The organism is Halomicrobium sp. HArcel3 (genome assembly GCF_058933135.1).
In genome coordinates, this window is record NZ_JBZYDN010000003.1 from 249,765 (window position 1) to 267,338 (window position 17,574).

A 17,574-nucleotide genomic window follows, 5' to 3' on the forward strand; every position below is an offset into this window, starting at 1 on the left:
ATCGCGATTGAACGGATCGCTATTGCTGCCACCACCGCAACCGATTAGCGGCGCGGGCCGCCACTGACGTCCATGAACGACGGTGCGGCGCTGGGCGTCGACGTCGGCGGTACGTTCACCGACGTCGCGTTGCTCGCCGACGGGGACCTGACGACGGCGAAGGTGCCGACGACGGAGGACCAGCACGTCGGCGTCCTCCGCGGCGTCGAGATGGCGTGCCACCTCGCTGGCGTCGACCCTGCCGACGTCGGTCGCTTCCGACACGCGACGACCGCCGCCGTCAACGCGCTGCTGGAGGGGACCGGCGCGGAGACCTACCTGGTCACGACCGCTGGCTTCGGCGACGTCCTCGAAATCGGGCGGCAAGACCGCCCCGCGCTCTACGACCTGGAGGCGCGCAAACCCGACCCGCTCGTCCCGGCCGAGCGCCGCTTCGAGGTGGACGAACGCGCGACGGTCGACGGGGTCGAACGGCCCGTCGACGAAGCGGAGATTCGGACCGTCGCCGACGAAATTCGCGAGCATGGCGACGTCGACGCGGTCGCCATCTCCTTTCTCCACGCGTACGCCCACCCCGAGAACGAGCGTCGCGCGGCTGACATCCTCCGCGAGGAACTTGGCGCCGCCGTCTCGGCGAGTCACGAGGTGCTCGCCGAATTCCGCGAGTACGAGCGGACCGCGACGGCCGTCGCCGACGCCGCCGTCACGCCCGTCGTCGACGACTACCTCGCCAGGCTCGACGAGCGGGCGACCGAGCGGGGGCTGCCGAGTCCGCGCGTCATGCAGGCCAACGGCGGCATCGCCGACGCCGGGACGGTCCGCCAGGACGCCGTCACCACGGTCCTCTCCGGGCCGGCGGCCGGCGTCGTCGGCGCGTCGGCGTTCGAACCCCCGGAGGTCGAGGGGCTGGTCACCTTCGACATGGGCGGCACCTCCTGTGACGTCTCGCTGGTCCGCGACGGCGAGGTCGAGCGAACGACGGAGGGCGCTGTGGGCGGCCACCCCATTCGAATCCCGATGGTCGCCGTCGAGACGGTCGGCGCAGGCGGTGGTTCCATCGCCTGGGTCGACGCTGGCGGCGCCCTCCGCGTCGGGCCGCAGTCGACGGGTGCCGACCCGGGTCCGGCCTGCTACGGGACGGGCGGGACCGACCCGACCGTCACCGACGCGGCGCTCGCGCTTGGCTTCCTCGGCGCCGACACCACCCTCGGCGAGGGCCTGGAACTCGACGCCGACGCCGCCGAGTCCGTGCTGGACGACCTGGCGACCGAGGCAGACCTGGACGGTCCCGTCGCGGCCGCCCGCGGCGTGGTCCGCGTCGCCAGCGCGACCATGGCCCGGGCCGTCCGCCGGGTGACCGTCGAGCAGGGCCACGACCCGCGCGGGTTCGCGCTCGGGGCCTTCGGCGGTGCGGGGCCGATGTTCGCCGCCTCGCTGGCCGACCGCCTGGGCGTGGGCCACGTCGTCGTTCCGCGTGCCAGCGGCGTCCTCTCCGCGTTCGGCCTGCTCGCCGCCGACGAGAGCCACGACGCCGTCCGGACCTACCGCGTCGCCCTCTCCGAAGCCGACCCCAGTACCGTCGACGACCTGTTCGACGACCTCTCGTCGTCGGTCCTGGCGGACACCGCCGATCCGGACCGGGCGACCGTCCGCCGGCAGGCCGACCTCCGATACGCCGGCCAGAGCCACGAACTGACCGTCGACGTTTCCGACTCGTTCGACCCGGCTGCCGTCCGCGACCGGTTCCACGCCGCCCACGAAAGTGCGCGCGGCTATCGTCTCGACGAGGAACCCGTCGAACTGGTGAGCCTCCGGACGACGGCGACGGTCCCCGGCGATACGCCGGCGCTCACGCACGACGCCGACGGCGACGCCCTGTCCGGCCGGCGCGAGGTCGTCTTCGGCGATTCCCGCACAGAGACGCCGGTCTACGACCGCCGGAAACTCCCCACAGGGACCGACCTCGACGGCCCCGCCGTCTTCGAGGGCGGCGAAAGCACGGTCGTCTGCCCCCCCGACTGGACCGTTAGGGTGGACGACCGGGGGACCCTCCACCTGGAGGTGAGCGAGTGATGGCGACCACCGGTTTCGGCCGATGGATCGAACGGAAGGGTGGGACTGAAAGGGGCCGCCGTCTCGGGGAAGGCGGACCCGACAAGCACCGCAGCGAGCGAGGAGCGCAGTCGCGGGCCCCCGCCCCGAGACGGCGGGGGCTTTCCTCTGTTTGCGGAGTTCCCGTCGGTGACTGCGGTCTGTCAGGCGATGCGAAAGGAGGCGATTCGAGATGACTGGCGATCGCAAATTCCTAGACGCCGTCGAACTCGAAATACTCAGAAATCAACTCGAGAGCGTCGCCGAGGAGATGGGGCAGGTCCTCATCCGGGGCGCCTACTCCCCCAACATCACCGAACGCCGCGACTGTTCCACAGCGCTGTTCGACGCCGACGGGCGCCTCGTCGCCCAGGCCGAACACGTCCCGGTCCACCTGGGCGCGATGCCGCGAGCGGTCGACGCCGTCCTCGACCGGGACCCGCAACCGGGCGACGTCTTCGTCCTCAACGACCCCTTCGCCGGGGGGACACACCTCCCCGACGTGACGCTGGTCTCGCCCATCGCGCCCGGCTCGGCCCCCCAATCGCAGGACGAGATCGTCGCCTACGCCGTCTCGCGGGCCCACCACGCGGACGTCGGGGGGATGGCCCCGGGGAGCATGCCCGCGGGCGCGCGAGAGATTCAGCAAGAGGGGGTCCGCATTCCGCCGGTTCGACTCGTCCGGGACGGCGAGGTGGTCGAGGACGTGCTGGACCTCTTCCTCGCGAACGTGCGTAATCCGGCCGAGCGCCGGCCCGACGTCCGCGCCCAGCTGGCGGCCAACGAACGCGGGGCCGAGCGGGTCGCGGACCTCCTATCGACCCACGGCGACCGCCTCCTCACCGCCTTCGACGCGGTGATGGAGTACTCCCGCGAGCGCGTGGAGGCCGAAATCAGGGACCTGCCGGACGGCACCTACCAGGCCAGCGACGTGCTGGAGGGCGACGGGGTGACCGGGGACGACGTCCCCATCGTGGTGACGGTCACTGTCGACGGCGCCACCCTCGACGTCGACTTCGCGGGAACGGCCTCACAGGTCGCGGGTAACGTCAACGCGCCGCTGGCGGTCGCCGAGAGCGCGGTCTACTACGTCGTCCGCTGCGTCACCGACCCGGACGTGCCGCCGAACGCGGGCTGTTACGAGCCCATCTCCGTCAGCGCGCCGAAGGGTTCCCTGTTGAATCCCGAACCCCCAGCGGCGGTCGTCGGGGGCAACGTCGAGACGAGCCAGCGGGTCACCGACGCCGTCTTCGACGCGCTCGCCGACGCGGCGCCCGACCGCGTCCCCGCCGCGGGCCAGGGGACGATGAACAACCTGATCGTCGGCGGGTCGGGGTTCACCTACTACGAGACTATCGGCGGCGGCGCGGGCGCGAACCCCGCCAGCGACGGCCTCTCCGGCGTCCAGGTCGGGATGACGAACACGGAGAACACGCCCGTCGAGGCCCTCGAAGCCGAGTACCCGCTCCGGGTGACGACGTACGCCCTCCGCGACGGCAGCGGCGGGGCGGGCCGCTATCTTGGCGGCGACGGTCTGGTCCGGGAACTCCGGCTCGAAACCGATGCGACCGTTTCGCTGTTGACCGAGCGTCGTCGCGTCGCGCCGCCGGGACGGGCCGGCGGCGAGGACGGGCAGACGGGCCTGAACCTGGTCGACGACGAGGCCGTCCCCGCGAAGACGACGCTGCAACTCGACGCGGGGACGACCGTCCGCGTCGAGACGCCGGGCGGTGGCGGCTACGGGGCGCGCGACTGACGACACTACGGATAAATATCCGCGGCCGACATGTACAGACGATGGACCGGACCCGGCTGTTCCGCGGCGTGGCGGTCGCCGTCGCAGTCCTGGCCGTGGCGACCGTCGCCGGCGGGTTCACGTCTGCCGGCGGCGGCGACGGGGAGGGAGCGCGGTCTCCGGGTCTCGGAATCGGCGAGGGTGACGGCGCGGGCCTGGGCGACGGCGACGACGTGGGCCTCGTCGCCGACGAAGAGCCGGGCGGAATCCAGCTTCCCGCCTGGCTGGTGACCGTCCCCCTCGCCGTCGTCGTCTGGTCGTCGCTCGCGTTCTTTCTCGCCTTCGTCGTCCACACCGTCTGGACCGGTCGGCTCGACGAACTCGTCGCGGTGGTCCGCGAGGCGCTGGTGGACGTCCTCGCCGCGGCGGTTCTCCTCCTCGGACTGATAGCGCTACTGAGCGTTCTCAGTCTGCTACTGGGCGCTGGCGGCGGCGGGCTGCTCGGCGGTGGGGCGCCGGCCGGACCCGCGACCGGGGGTGGCGAGCGCTCGGTCGCGGTTCCCTCGACGTCGCTGGTCACCGGCGTCGCGGTGGTCCTCGGCCTCCTGGGCGCGGTCGGCGCGGCGGCCGCGCTGGGCCGCGAGGTGGCGACCGACGAGTCGGAGTCGACGTCGTCGTCCAGCGGTTCCCGTGGGAGACGTCACGCCGTCGGCGGGTTCACCGACCTCCCCGAAGAGGAAGCCGTCTCGGACGTCCACGCCTCGAACCCAGTCTACCGCGCCTGGCGCGAGATGGCCGACCGGGCCGAGAGTGCGACCGACGACACGCTGACGGCCAACGAGGTCGCCGCGACCGCAGTCGGGCACGGGTTCGACCCCGACGCGGTCCGGGAGCTGACCGCGCTGTTCGAAGCGGTTCGCTACGGCGACCAGCCGGTGACCGATACCCGCCGCCGTCGTGCGGAGTCGGCGCTCGAATCGATCGACGAACCCGAGGTTTCATAGTGGTGGTTGTAACTTTTCACCGGCGTTCGCCGGCACCGGCGACGTCGAACGCGGGTAAGGGCTTACAACCACCACTATCAGGAGGGAGCCAGCCGTGAACAGTCGCGACGCGTTACTGACCATCGGCGTCGCCACGGCCGTTGTCGGTATCGCGATGGCGTACCTGCCGGCCGTGACGGTCGTCGACGTCCCCGCCTCGGTGCCGCTGCTGATCGGCGTGGTCGCGCTGGTCGCCGCACTGGTCCGGGGCCGGGCCTGGCTCACCCACGAGAGCCGTGACGTCCGACCCGCCGAGCGCGAGCGGCCGAGTGCGGTCGGCGTCCCGGGCGACGACGTCGACGCGACGCTCGCCCGGGCGCCGCCGGTCGGATCGACCGGGGGTCGCGGTGGGGCGGACAACCGGCGGATCCAGTTCCGTCAGTCGCTCCGTGAACTCGCCGTCGAGACGCTCGTCACGTTCCAGGGGTACACGACCGAGGAGGCCAGGCGGGCGGTCGACCGGGGGACCTGGACCGACGACCCGCAGGCGGCGGCCTTCTTCACGTCGCCGACCGGGGAAGCCAGGTCGGTGACCGGGTCAGTGCGCGGGACGCTCTCCGGCGAGCGCCCGTTCCATCGTCGCGCCGAACGCGCGGCCAGCGAGATCGAGCGACTCGGGCGAGGTGCGGAGCCGTGACGACGAACGAACGCAGTACCGACGACGAGCACGGTCGGCCCGGGGCGGCTAGATCGCCCGATCCCCGGCAGTCGAGCGATACCGCGGACCAGCGCGACGGACGCGGCGCGACGGACGCGGACGCGTCGGCCGTGAACGCCGCCGACACCGTGACCGTCGAGGACCGACACACAGAGCGGTGGTACGGCATCGGCGTGCTCGCGCTGCTGGGGCTTGGCGTCGGGGTGCTGACCGACACCGCGGCGCCGCTGCTGGCGAGCGGGTTCGGACTGGCCTTCGCCGGCTACGGAGCCCTGACGTCGCCGCCGCCGCTCGATCTGACCGTCGAGCGGACGATCGGTGATCCCACCCCGGAACCAGGTGACTACGTCGAGGTGACGGTGACGGTGACCAACGACGGCGAGCGCTCCGTGCCAGACCTGCGGCTGATCGACGGCGTCCCCGACCGGCTCGGCGTCGTCGAGGAAACGCCGCGTCACGGCGCGGTGCTGGGGCCGGGCGACTCGACGACGTTTGCCTACACCGTCCGGGCCGAACGGGGCGCGTTCGAGTTCGACGGCCTGACCGCCGTCGCCCGGGACGTCAGTGGTGCGACCGAGCGGGTCGCCGTCGTCGGCGAGCGCTCGTCGCTCCGGTGCATTGCGCGGTTCCCGACTGACCCGCCACCGTTTCCACTGCGTGCCCAGACGGTCCAGCACACCGGCCGTTATCCGGGCGACGCCGGCGGCGCGGGGCTGGAGTTCTACGCGACCCGGGAGTACCGCCGGGGCGACCCGCTGAGCCGCGTCGACTGGAACCGGACCGCGCGGACCGGGGACCTGACGACCGTCGACTTCCGCGTCGAGCGCACCGTCCGTGTCGCGCTGGTGTTCGATACGCGCCGGTCCGCCCACCTCGCGCCGTCGCCCCACGAGCCGTCGGCGGTCGAGCGCGCCGTCGCCGGCGGGACGACGGCCTACGCCTCGCTGACGCGGGCCGGCCACGATGTCGGCGTCGGCGCCGTCGCACCGGTCGACTGCTGGCTCGCGCCGGGCCGGGGCGACACCCACCGTGAGGAGGCCCGGCACTTCCTGGCAACCCACCCGGTCCTCTCACCGACGCCACCGGCGGACGACACCAACGTCTACCGGGCTACCCAGCGGCTGAAGCGCCGACTCACCGCCGAGACGCAGGTCGTTCTGTTCAGCCCGCTCCACGACGACCTGCTGGCGGACACGGTCGTCCGCCTGGACGCCCACGGCTACGCCGTCGTCGTCGTCAGCCCGAACCCGACGGCGACCGACACCACCGGCCACCTGGTCGCCCGGGGTGAGCGCCGCCTGCGCATCGCCGACCTGCGCTCTCGTGGCATCCCCGTAATCGACTGGCACCCGGACGAAGACCTCGGGCACGCCCTCGTCCGCACACGCCGGCGGTGGTCGCCGTGAACGTCGACTACGAGACGTTCGACGACTCGCCCTCGCCCACGGGCCTCGTGCTGACGGTGGTGCCCGCCGCCGTCGCGGCGCTCGCCAGTGCATCCTTCCTCCCCGCAGTCGCCGTCGCCCTCCTGGCCGTCCTGGTACTGACGGTCGGCGTGCGGAACGCGTCCCGGTCGCTCGTCACCCTGGGCGCCGTCGTCCTCTTCGGCGCGGTGCTCGTCGCCGGCGCGTCCGACGCCCCGCTCCCGTTCGTCCTCATCGGCGCGGGCGCGACGGTCGTCGCCTGGGACGCCGGCACGAACGCCATCACCGTCGGTCGACAGCTCGGCGCCGCCGCGGCGACCCGCCGACTGCAACTGGTCCACTCGCTCGCGACGACCGGAGTGGCGGTGCTCGTCGGGGCCGTCGGCTACGGCGCCTTCCGGCTGGCGACTGGTGGCCAGCCGACGGCAGGGGTGGCGCTACTACTCCTGGCTGTGCTCCTGTTCAGCTATCTGCTCGACGTGTAGGTGTTGTTGGAAGACCGCTGGGGAATTGTTTTGCGTGGCTCTCGACCGAACGGTGTGATGAATACAGCGGACACACCTCTCGCTCGGTTCCGCGTGTGTAATGAACACTTGGTCGATAGTGGGTTATTTTCACTGACTCCAGAACGTATTTACCTAACTGCCGAGTTCAGTTCTCTATGCCCGCTATCAGCCTCGTATTCCTCACCGTACAGGCGCTACTTTCAGCGTTCGTCTATTTCCTGGCGATGAAATATGAGGCTCGCTCTCCACTAGTCTCCGGCATCCTCGTTTTCGCACTTGGGTTTGCACTGGTACTGGTACTCGACACCATTCTCGGACTATTTACCGTCGAAATTCTACTCATCCTCAGCTACTTCATCGGATTGCGTACGGAACGGTGGGAATCAGTCTCAGCCTGATTTACACAAATCGATAGCGCTCGATTCACACACCATTCCATCACCTGGGTAACACTGATTCCACCCAAACCCGTCGCACTCGCGCGTCCAGTTCCACGAACGATTAAATACGGTGACGGCTGATGCTAGCTCACAATGGACGAGCGAGCGATCCTCGTCGTGGTGGTGGTGCTGGGCGTCGTGGGGCTCTCCGCGTCCGCTGCCTCGATCGGCGATTCGCGCGACACTCGCTCGGTGGGAACGGGCACGACCGCCTCCGAGGGCGTCGGTGAGGGGGCTGGCGAGGGGATGGGGGGCGGAGAGGCGTCGACGCTGGGGAACGCCAGCGGAACGGGGCTGACCGACGTCGGGATAGTCGGGCAACTACTGGGGATTATCGCCCTCTCGCTCGTCGCCGTTCCGCTCCTGATCTCGCTGGTCCTGTACGGCCGCGAGACCGTCGTCGCGTTCGTGAAGTCGGTGCTCCAGACGACGACGGGGGTCTTCGCGGCGGTCCTCTACCTGGGCGTGGTCATCTATCTCCTGTCGTTTCTCGACGGCGAGAAAGCCGGTAACTACGTCTCGGGGGTGCTACGGGGCGGCGGCAGCGGGTCGTCGTTCGGCCCGGCGCTGTCGGTCCCCTCGGGGAACGTCCCGCTTATCGTCGTCGCGCTGGGTGGCGTCGTCCTGCTGGTGGCGGTGGCCGCGTTTGCCCTGCGCTCCGTTTCGAGCCCGTCGCTGGACTCGCCCGATTCCGAGCCAGTCGCCGACGACAAGGTGATTGACCTGGACTCGGCCCGAGAAGCGCCCGACGGCAGAACTGCTGAGGCGGCCTTCGCAGACGTCGACGCGTCGAACCCGGTGTACCGGGCCTGGCGCGAGATGGCCGAGGCCGCCGACGGCGCCAGCCTCCGGACGCACACGCCCGGCGAGGTGGCGCGACGGGCCGTCGACGCCGGGATGGACCGGGACGCCGTCCGGACCCTGACGGAGCTGTTCGACCGGGCGCGGTACGGGCGCGTCGGCGTCGACGAGGAGTCCGAGCGGCGCGCCCGGGCGGCCCTCGACGCGATAACGGAGGGCGAGGAGACGTGAACTGGCGACTGCTGGCGGTCGCCGTCGGCCTGGCCGGCGCCGGCTTCGGACTGGCAATCGCCTTCGTTCCGTCGCTGAACGCCGGCCTGTCCGTCCCGGACGACACCCCGACGCTGCTGGCCATCCTCGCGGGACTCGTGGGATTGCGGCGCCTCCGGTCGTTCCTTGGCCACGACGCCAGCGACTACCGACCGCCGGTCCGGGAGCCAGGCCCCCGACTCGCCGCCCCGGGCGACGAGTTCGACGACCTGCTCGCCCGCGTCTCGGGGGCCTCGGTCGCCGGGAACCCGACCGCGCTGAAGGCCAAACAGGATCTGCGCGACGTGGTCGTCGAGTTTCTCGTCATGTACCACGGCTGCTCCGAAGCGGCGGCGGAGGGCCTCGTCGACCGGGGGGAGTGGACCGACGACGAACTCGCCGCGCGGTTCCTGGCCACCAGCGCCGGCTTCGGATCGGGTTTCACGGAGACCATCGGGATGACACTCGGTCGCCGTCAGCCGTTCCACCGCCGGGTGCGCCACGTCACGCGAGAACTGTACGAGCTATCGGGGGGTGACCGCGAATGAGCGGGGAACAGATGGCGTTCCACGAGATGGGCGCGGAGTTCCCGGAGTTCGACGAGACGCCGACGGAGCTGGTCGTCGGGCCGGGCGACGCCGCCGACCACCAGACGAAGCGGTGGTTCGGCGTGTCGGCGTTCGCGCTCCTCGCGCTGGCCGTCGGCGTGTTCACCGCCCAGGGCGGCCTCCTGCTCGCCAGCGCGCTGGGGATGGCCTTTTCCGGATACGGCCGGCTCACCTCACCGCCGCCGGTCAACCTCGCCATCGAACGGACCATCAGCGACGCCCGCCCGAACCCCGCCGACGAGGTGACCGTCTCGCTCACCGTCACCAACGACGGCGACCGGCCGCTGCCGGACCTGCGCCTCGTCGACGGCGTCCCCGACCGGGCGGCCGTCACCGGCGGGTCGCCCCGAATCGCGACGGCGCTACGCTCCGAAGAATCGACCACCATCCAGTACACCATCGCGGCGACGCGGGGCGTCCACGAGTTCGAACCGCTCACCGCCATCGTCCGCGACGTCAGCGGTGCGACCGAACGTATCGCATCAGTCGAACAGGGCGACGCCTTCGCCTGCGAACCGGACCTCCCCAGTCCCACGCTCGACGTCCCGCTGCGGCCCCAGACCACCCAGTACACGGGCCGGACACCCGCCGACGCTGGCGGGGACGGCGTCGAGTTCTACGCGACCCGGGAGTACCGCATGGGCGACCCGATGAGCCGAATCGACTGGAACCAGACCGCCAAGACGGGGGACATGCGGACCGTCGAACACCGCGTCGAGCGGTCGGTCACCGTCGCCCTCTTGATCGACGCGCGGCCGAGCGCCGACGTCAGCCCGAACGGCGCGGCCGGGTCGACGCTCGAACGCAACCTCGAGGCGGCCCGCGAGGTCGCCGCGTCGCTGCTAGCCGAGGGGCACTCGGTCGGGCTGGCGGCCTTCTCCGAACACGACTGCTGGCTACCGCCGGCCGCCAGCGACAACCACCGCATCGAACTTCGGGAGACGCTCGCGACGCACCCGGCGTTCTCCCCCGGCGACGAGGACGCCGACGTCAGCGTCTTCTCTGTCGCCCAGCGACTCCGCCAGCGGCTCCCCTCGGACGCCCAGGTGATCCTGTTCTCGCCGCTGGTCGACGACTTCGTCTTCCGGACGACCGTGCGGCTGGACGCCCACGGTCACCGGACGACGGTGGTCTCGCCCGACCCGACGGCGGCGGACACGTCGGGCCACCGGCTCGCCAGCGTCGAACGGCGGATGCGCATCACGCGCCTGCGCCGCCGGGGGCTCCCCGTCGCCGACTGGGCCTTCGACGAGTCGCTCGCCCACGCCATGGCTCGCATCCGCGGGGGGCGGTCGGTGTGAGCGACGCGACGCTGGAGTCGACGGCCGATTCAACCGCGAACGACCCGGTGGCCGACGACCACCGGACTGCCGACTCGGCGGCTACCGACGATCCGACGGGGGCCGACCACTGGTCGTTCGACCAGTCTCCCTCGACGCTGGGCGTCGCCACCACCATCGTGGCGGGACTGGTCGCCGTCGCCGCGACGACCGTCTCGGCAGCGGCCGCGGTTCTCTCGCTGGCCGGCCTGCTCGTCCTCGCCGTCGGGGTGCGCCGCGGCTCGAACCGTGCCCACAAGTTCGGGACGGCGGGGCTGTTCGCCGGCGTCTTGCTCGCCGGTGCGGCGGGCGCCTCGCCGGCCGCGATGCTCGTCGCCTTCGGCGGCGCCGTCGTCGCGTGGGACGCGGGGGAGAACGCGATCAGTCTCGGGCACCAGCTGGGTGCGGGCGCGCCGACGCGACGGGCCACGGTCGTCCACGTCGCGGCGACGGGCGTCGTGGCGAGCGTCGTCGGCGTCCTCGCGCTCGTCGTCTACGACCTGAGCCGGACCGGGCAGCCGACGACCGCCGTCGCGCTGTTGCTGGTCGCGGCGCTGCTGTTCATCTGGCTGCTCGACGACTAGGCGGCGACGGTCGGCACGGGGACGCTGTCGAGCACTTCGTCGACGATGTCGGCCTCGTCCACGTTCTCGACGCGGGCCTCCGGCGTCAGCACGATTCGGTGGGCCAGCACCGCCTGCGTGACGGCCTTCACGTCGTCGGGCGTGACGAACTCGCGACCCTGGATGATCGCTCGCGCCCGGACAGCCTCGAAGAGGCGCTGGGTCCCGCGCGGAGAGACGCCGACGTCGACGTTGCGGTGGGTCCGCGTCGCCCGCGCCACCTTCCCGATGTAGCGGAGGACGTCGTCCTCGACGGTGACTTCCTCGGGGAGGTCACGCACGTCGTCGACCTCCTCCGGGGTGAGGACGGTCTGGACGGAGGGGCTCTGCTCGGTGCGGCCGCGGCGGCGCTGGAGCAACTCGAACTCGCCCTCTTCTTCCGGATAGCCGATGGAGGTCTTCGCGAGGAAGCGGTCGACCTGCGCCTCGGGCAGTTCGAAGGTCCCCTCCATCTCGACGGGATTCTGCGTCGCGATGACGAAGAACGGCTGAGGGAGTTCGTACGTGTCGCCGTCGACGGTGACCTGGCCCTCTTCCATCGCCTCCAGCAGCGCCGACTGGGTCTTCGGCGGCGCGCGGTTGATCTCGTCGGCCAGCACGACGTTGGCGAAGATGGGTCCCTCGTTGAACTCGAAGGTCCGCTCGCGCTCGTTGAACACGTGCGTCCCGGTGATATCCGCCGGCAGCAGGTCCGGCGTGAACTGGATGCGGGAAAAGGAGAGGCCCAGCGCCTCGGCGACGGTCCGCGCGGTCAGGGTCTTCCCCGTCCCGGGCACGTCCTCCAGGAGCACGTGGCCGCGGCCGACGACGCCCATCAGCACCGTCTCGAAGAACTCGCGGTCGGCGATGACCGCGTCGCTGACCTCGTCGAGCACCGTGTCACACACTTCGCTTGCTTCGGCGACGTCCATACCCGGCTATGTCACTCGCGTTTAATATGCATGTCGGGCCTACCAGCCGAACCGAAACCCATAAAGACCAGATAGCAGTACAGTCGAGTGAGCCGAGGTAGCCTAGCCCGGCCAAGGCGGTTGCCTCGAAAGCAACTGTCCTCACGGACACAGGCGTTCGAATCGCCTCCTCGGCGCTACTCTTTATACACTAACACGGTACCAAGCATAGCTGTGCCCACCGAGGAGTATCGGACGGCTGTAACTCGATTGGAACTCTCTCAAAGTAGTCGGCAGCTACTGGACCAGACTATGCAGGTGGGCTACTAGGCATAGGTCCCATGCCGTACAGGAGGTACCAGAGTACGAGCAGAAGCAGCGCCCCCACTACCAGTACCGCCAGGAGGTCCGACCAGCCGAAGTCGGACCCCGGCGTGTTGTCGCCAGACTGCGCCATCGCGTCGGATACCTGCGTGTTGGAACGCCGACCACGAGACCTGTCGCCCATACCGTGGTGTTTATTGTTCGACAGATAAGCTTTCTCCCGGGCGCACTATCGTCTCGTTTTCGAGGGAACTCGCCCTATCCGGTCGAGCTCCGTGACCAGTGTGCTACAGGAAATACTTCACCACGAACAACAGCAGAATCGCTACCGCCATCGCCACCAGCAGGGAGGCCGGGCCCCACTTGGGCCAGGCGATCGTGCCATCGGATTGAACCGTCGAGTCGGCGGCCATCGAGTTGGATATAGCGTCCTGATCCATACCGTGGCGTCACCTGGTCGACACAAAACCTTTCCCCGCTCGTGCTCCCCTCGGTCCGAGACGGAAACTCGACGGACTCGACCGTTACAGGAAATACACTATCGCGAGTACCAGCACGGCCACTACCGTCGCGACGATCAGAAGGGCCGACCGGTCGTTCTCGTAGGGCGACTCGGCGCCGTCGGGACGGTTCTGGCTATCTGAGATTGGTCCATGTGGTGCCATATCGAACCTTCCGGCCGGGGAAAGATGAAGCTACTCCCGGTCGGGATGTCGGTACCAGTGCGTCGTCGCGTCGTTACTCCTCGCGTGGCACTTGCGTACTCCCCGCTATGCGCCCGCGAGGAAGAAGATCAGGACGCTCACGGCGAGCACGCCGAGGATGAACGCGGCGGCGAGCGCGCCGCCCAGGGAGACGACGGCGTTGGCCGTCGACGCGAGCATCTCGGTGCGGTCGTTGCCGAACACGGTTACCTCGGCCTTCTCGCTGGCCATACCGGCCTCGACGGGTTCCAGGTCGTCGATGGCGGCGTCGACGAGTTCGTCGATGAGGGCGACGAGTTCGTCGTCGGGGATGGCGCCGCCGACCTGGTTCACCGCCTCGATGGTGTTGACGATGTGGGTGTCGGTGGTCATCACCTCGACCATATCGACCGAGTCGATGGCGTCGACGATGGACTCGCGGAGGCCGGGCTCCATGTTGTTGCCGTCGACGAGCACGTAGGCGGTGGTCTGGTCACCGGTTTCGAACACCGCGACGCGGATGCCCAGCGGACCGATGCCGTCCTGGGGGTCCCAGGGGGTCTGGTCCCAGGCGACGCCGCAGCGCAGGTCGTCCTGGTGGGCGCTGGCGAGGCGGTCGCCGAGGCGGCCGGCGCCGTAGATCATGTCGAAGGAGCGCTGGCTGCCGGGGACGACGTGGCCCAGGTCCTCGCCCTCCAGGCCGTCGTTGCAGTTGTGGGCGTCGGCCAGCAGGATCTCGTCGACGTCGTCCGAGCGGGCCTCCGCGGCCGCAGACAGGCCGACGGCGTAGTCGACGTCGTCGGCGAACCCTGGCGAGTAGGTGGCCGCGAGGAAGGCGCCGTCGCCGAAGGCCTGGCCGGTGAGCGTCGCCTCCCCCTCCTCGACGCGGATGCTCTGGGTGGCCTGGTCGGTGTAGTCCAGGCGCTGGTAGGCGGTCTCGGCCGCCGAGAGGATGGGGTCGACCTCGCGCTCGGTGACGAGGTTGAAGTCGTGGCCGGCGGTGGCGTGGGGCGGGAACGCGAGGCCGTCGGCCTCCCAGGCGACGCGCTGGGGGAGGTTGCCGCCGCCGATTTCGCCCATCGGCCCTGGGTGGATCATCGGGAGGACGAAGCGGGCCTTCTCCTCGCCGTCGGGTCGGCGGACCGAGAGCACCGTCACTGGCACGATGGCGTCCTCGCCGAGCTCCTCGAAAAAGTCCTCCAGTTCCCGGGACCCCTCGGCGACGTGGCCGATGAACCCCTGGAGGAAGTCCAGCACCGAGACGCCGAGGCTGGAGCGCCACGGGCGGTCGAGGACGACGAGGAAGAGCCAGACTGCGCCCGCGTAGATGACGCACATGATGGCGAGCAACCCGAGTTCCGTGGCGCCGACGGAGAGCAGTTCGGGGGGTGCTTCTTCGGGCCGAGAGAGCAGGTCGCGGAGCAGCGGGTTGTCGAGCAGGAGCCCCGTCGTCCCGCTGTAGATGGAGAGGAGGACGGCCGCGGCGGCGGTCTGGATGCTGGCCGGAATGGCCGCGACAGGCAGCGAGTGCCGGGAGACGGCCATGACGATCAGGAGACGAAAGGCGAAGATGGAGGCCAGCGACATCAGGAGCGCGTCGATGACGAACCGCTGGCCGAATCCGGTCAGGAACGTGACCAGGCCCGCGAACGTGAGGATGACGATGACCACGAGTTCGCAGAACAGTGCGAGCAGGGAGGCTCGGTTCGGTGTCAGGTGGCCACCCAGCGCGCGGTCCACCGTCGGCGTGAGCGCGCTGGCGACGACGGTCGGGATGCCGACGTAGAAGATGCCCTGCCAGGCGTCCTCGTAGACGAACTGGGACTCGAAGGCGGCGACGCCCATCACTGCGGCGAGCAGGAGGGAGAAGGCGACGCTCGCGTGCCAGCTCGGGGCCTTGAAGATAAATCGGGAGAGGCCGGCGAGGTTCCCCTGTGTCGCCGTCATTAGTCTATGCCATCCGCTGGACCTGTTTAAATCTACTCGTCAGCTCGAATCGCAAACCGCGAGGAAGTTCTCGAACACTTCCTCTCCTTCCTCGGTGTGGGCGACCTCGGGGTGCCACTGGACGCCGAAGCGGTCCGCGCCGTTGCTCATCGCCTCGACGCCGCAGACGTCGGAGTCGGCGGTGACCGAATACCCTTCGGGAACCTCCTTGACCTCGTCTGCGTGACTGGCCCAGACGCGCGTCTCGGGCGCGAGCGAACCCACCAGCGGGTCCTCGTCGTCGAGGATATCCACGGTCACGTCGGCGTAGCCGCCGTAGTCGCCCGAGCCGACGGTGCCGCCCAGCTCGTTCGCCATGAGCTGCATCCCCAGGCAGATGCCCAGTATCGGAACGTCGAGTTCGAGGTAGTCGGGGCAGTTGCCGATGCGGTCCATGTCGGGGCCGCCGGAGAAGACGAGGCCGTCGGCGTCGACCTCCTCTGGCGGCGTCTCGTTGTCGATGGTCTCGACGTCCACGCCCATGTCCCGGAGCGCACGCTGCTCCAGGTGGGTGAACTGGCCGTGGTTGTCGACGACGGCGATGCGGGTCATTAGTGGCCAGAAGACCGCGGGTGCGTATATATCCCGTGAAAATCGGCAGGGACCCGACCGACGCCCCGTCGTTACTCCTGGTCGCCGTCGTACCGCTCCGCAGCGGACTGGAACCCCAGCTCGTCAAGTTCTCTGGACTTCCGGCCCTCCTGCTCGGCGACAGCCTCAGGGTCGGGATTGACGTCGTCGGTGACTCTGGCCCAGGAGTTGTGGACCTTCGCGTGACACCACCGGCAGAGAAAGACCGTGATCTCGTGGGTCGGGTCGCCCTCCCCCTCGTCGCTGCCCTCGCTGTAGGAGAGGTGGTGCTCTTCGAGGAGCGGGCGCTCGTCGGTGTGGGCCATCCGCTTGGCTTCGAGGCCGCAGCGTTCGCACTCGCGTTCGCGATTCTGGCACCGGAAGTGCGGGCAGTCCTGCCACTCCCAGGGGCCAGTGAGCCCCTCCTCGTCGGTGTCGCCCGCGACGGGACACTGGAAGTCGTCGGCGCTCCGCTCGTTAGCGAACTCCGGGTCGTGGTGGCCGTGTTTGACCGCCCACCGACACTGCCCCTCGTCGGTGAGGTGGTCACACCGGCCCACGTGCTCGTACGGGTCGTCGACGCCCACGGGCGACCCGCCCGGTGCCTTCTCCATACTGGCCCACGGTGACGATGGCTTTTGAATTGCTCGCTAGGAAATGGGTTGGCTGGTTCTATCAGTACGACTGAGACTAACTCAACTAACGCCTTGAAAGCCCTCGGCGCGCTCCGGTCCCGGGACTCGTTGCGCTCCTCACTCCGTTGCGGTGCTTACGTCGTCCGGGTTCCCGGACCGGCCCTCGCCCTTTCAGTCCTCCAGGACCGCAGCCCTGCCCTTCCCCTGGTCGCGCGCCCCTCGCTTCTGCTCGGGGACGCGCTCCTGGCCGACCGCTGTGCGGTTGCCGTGCTGTGAGGACGCGTGATTCGGCGCGGACGCGCCGAATCCGGGGAGGAGTGGTGGTTCTAATCGCGAGCGCGTTTCATCGCGCGAGCAACGCTGAACCTGGTGGACTGAAAGGGCGAGGCGCGGTCGACGAAGCACGGCGACGCAAGCACCGACCGCAGGGAGGCGCGCAGCGAGCCGCGCGAGTCGAGCGGGTCGAGGGCTTTCTGGTTGTTTGCGGTTCTATCGTCAGCCACACCTCGGCTTATTCGCACCCTTGAGCTTCCACGTCATAGTCGACGGAACGCTTTTCACGGGAGATACGCATCTCAGTCCCAATGCGCGTCGTCCACGACCCGGACGGAGAAGCCACGACTCTCGCCACCAACGTCGAGACGGCGGACACCTCGGGCGAACAGCTGAAAGGCCTCATGTTCAGGTCCTCGATTGCGGACGACTACGCGATGGTCTTCCGGTTCGATGAACCCCCGTTCTGGACGCCCGACGCCCTCGCCAACTGGCGGTCGATCCACATGCTGTTCGTCCGGTTCCCACTGGACGTGATCTGGATCCTCGACGGCGAGGTTCGGCAGGTGAAGACCCTCGCCCCCTGGCGCGGCGTCGGAATGGCGAAGGCCGACACGATTCTGGAACTCCCCGCTGGCGCGGCCGACGGCGTCGAACGCGGGGACGAAGTCGTCGTCGAGGACTGAGGGTTTTCTGGGCGGCGTTCTCGTTTCCGT

The 17,574-nt window shown here is 69.6% G+C and carries 17 protein-coding genes and 1 tRNA gene; 13 read left to right on the forward strand and 5 right to left on the reverse strand.

Annotation, left to right across the window (positions count from 1 at the left end; translation table 11 throughout):
* Positions 1-72: 72 nt before the first annotated feature.
* The 11 genes from AC5FRV_RS10695 (at position 73) to AC5FRV_RS10745 (ending at position 11,458) form a co-directional block, all read left to right on the forward strand.
* Positions 73-2,073, forward strand: a complete 2,001-nt coding sequence (locus tag AC5FRV_RS10695; protein WP_493561085.1) for a hydantoinase/oxoprolinase family protein — start codon at positions 73-75, stop codon at positions 2,071-2,073.
* Between the two features lie 211 nt (positions 2,074-2,284).
* Entirely contained in the window at positions 2,285-3,847 is a 1,563-nt protein-coding gene (locus AC5FRV_RS10700) for a hydantoinase B/oxoprolinase family protein (protein WP_493561086.1), read from the forward strand.
* 41 nt (positions 3,848-3,888) lie between these two features.
* Positions 3,889-4,830 (forward strand): DUF4129 domain-containing protein, encoded by a 942-nt coding sequence (locus AC5FRV_RS10705; RefSeq protein ID WP_493561087.1) that lies wholly within the window; start codon positions 3,889-3,891, stop codon positions 4,828-4,830.
* A gap of 94 nt (positions 4,831-4,924) precedes the next feature.
* Positions 4,925-5,506: a DUF7269 family protein gene (locus AC5FRV_RS10710; protein ID WP_493561088.1), complete on the forward strand. Its 582-nt coding sequence runs from the start codon at positions 4,925-4,927 to the stop codon at positions 5,504-5,506.
* Positions 5,503-6,933 carry a DUF58 domain-containing protein gene (locus AC5FRV_RS10715; protein WP_493561089.1) on the forward strand — a complete coding sequence of 477 codons (1,431 nt, stop codon included), beginning with the start codon at positions 5,503-5,505 and terminating at the stop codon, positions 6,931-6,933. Before AC5FRV_RS10710 ends, AC5FRV_RS10715 begins: the two co-directional genes overlap by 4 nt.
* Positions 6,930-7,436: a DUF7519 family protein gene (locus AC5FRV_RS10720; RefSeq protein ID WP_493561090.1), complete on the forward strand. Its 507-nt coding sequence runs from the start codon at positions 6,930-6,932 to the stop codon at positions 7,434-7,436. Before AC5FRV_RS10715 ends, AC5FRV_RS10720 begins: the two co-directional genes overlap by 4 nt.
* 176 nt (positions 7,437-7,612) lie before the next feature.
* Positions 7,613-7,855: a hypothetical protein gene (locus AC5FRV_RS10725; protein WP_493561091.1), complete on the forward strand. Its 243-nt coding sequence runs from the start codon at positions 7,613-7,615 to the stop codon at positions 7,853-7,855.
* A 135-nt stretch (positions 7,856-7,990) separates the two neighbouring features.
* Positions 7,991-8,929: a DUF4129 domain-containing protein gene (locus AC5FRV_RS10730; protein WP_493561092.1), complete on the forward strand. Its 939-nt coding sequence runs from the start codon at positions 7,991-7,993 to the stop codon at positions 8,927-8,929.
* Positions 8,926-9,495, forward strand: coding sequence for a DUF7269 family protein (locus tag AC5FRV_RS10735; protein ID WP_493561093.1), 570 nt, complete (start codon positions 8,926-8,928; stop codon positions 9,493-9,495). Before AC5FRV_RS10730 ends, AC5FRV_RS10735 begins: the two co-directional genes overlap by 4 nt.
* On the forward strand, positions 9,492-10,856 hold the full coding sequence (locus AC5FRV_RS10740; protein WP_493561094.1) for a DUF58 domain-containing protein: 1,365 nt from the start codon (positions 9,492-9,494) through the stop codon (positions 10,854-10,856). The genes AC5FRV_RS10735 and AC5FRV_RS10740 overlap by 4 nt, the downstream gene beginning before the upstream one ends.
* A complete protein-coding gene (locus AC5FRV_RS10745; RefSeq protein WP_493561095.1) occupies positions 10,853-11,458 on the forward strand; it encodes a DUF7519 family protein in 606 nt (201 codons plus the stop codon). The genes AC5FRV_RS10740 and AC5FRV_RS10745 overlap by 4 nt, the downstream gene beginning before the upstream one ends.
* On the opposite strand, the gene AC5FRV_RS10750 is transcribed toward AC5FRV_RS10745, so the two are convergent.
* Positions 11,455-12,408, reverse strand: coding sequence for an AAA family ATPase (locus AC5FRV_RS10750; protein ID WP_493561096.1), 954 nt, complete (start codon positions 12,406-12,408; stop codon positions 11,455-11,457). The two genes, AC5FRV_RS10745 and AC5FRV_RS10750, sit on opposite strands and share 4 nt — an antisense overlap.
* 91 nt (positions 12,409-12,499) lie before the next feature.
* Between AC5FRV_RS10750 and AC5FRV_RS10755 the strand changes: the two genes are divergently transcribed.
* A tRNA-Ser gene (locus tag AC5FRV_RS10755) sits at positions 12,500-12,584 on the forward strand.
* A 414-nt stretch (positions 12,585-12,998) separates the two neighbouring features.
* Here the strand turns inward: AC5FRV_RS10755 and AC5FRV_RS10760 are convergent.
* From AC5FRV_RS10760 to AC5FRV_RS10775, 4 genes are all read right to left on the reverse strand, one after another.
* Complete coding sequence (locus tag AC5FRV_RS10760) at positions 12,999-13,151, reverse strand: hypothetical protein (protein ID WP_493561097.1); 153 nt, start codon at positions 13,149-13,151, stop codon at positions 12,999-13,001.
* A 330-nt stretch (positions 13,152-13,481) separates the two neighbouring features.
* Positions 13,482-15,341 (reverse strand): DUF2070 family protein, encoded by a 1,860-nt coding sequence (locus AC5FRV_RS10765; RefSeq protein ID WP_493561098.1) that lies wholly within the window; start codon positions 15,339-15,341, stop codon positions 13,482-13,484.
* 39 nt (positions 15,342-15,380) lie between these two features.
* Positions 15,381-15,932, reverse strand: a complete 552-nt coding sequence (locus tag AC5FRV_RS10770) for a GMP synthase subunit A (protein ID WP_493561099.1) — start codon at positions 15,930-15,932, stop codon at positions 15,381-15,383.
* A 71-nt stretch (positions 15,933-16,003) separates the two neighbouring features.
* Positions 16,004-16,564: a DUF7097 family protein gene (locus tag AC5FRV_RS10775; RefSeq protein ID WP_493561100.1), complete on the reverse strand. Its 561-nt coding sequence runs from the start codon at positions 16,562-16,564 to the stop codon at positions 16,004-16,006.
* A 605-nt stretch (positions 16,565-17,169) separates the two neighbouring features.
* Between AC5FRV_RS10775 and AC5FRV_RS10780 the strand changes: the two genes are divergently transcribed.
* Entirely contained in the window at positions 17,170-17,544 is a 375-nt protein-coding gene (locus tag AC5FRV_RS10780; RefSeq protein ID WP_493561101.1) for a DUF192 domain-containing protein, read from the forward strand.
* Positions 17,545-17,574: the final 30 nt, after the last annotated feature.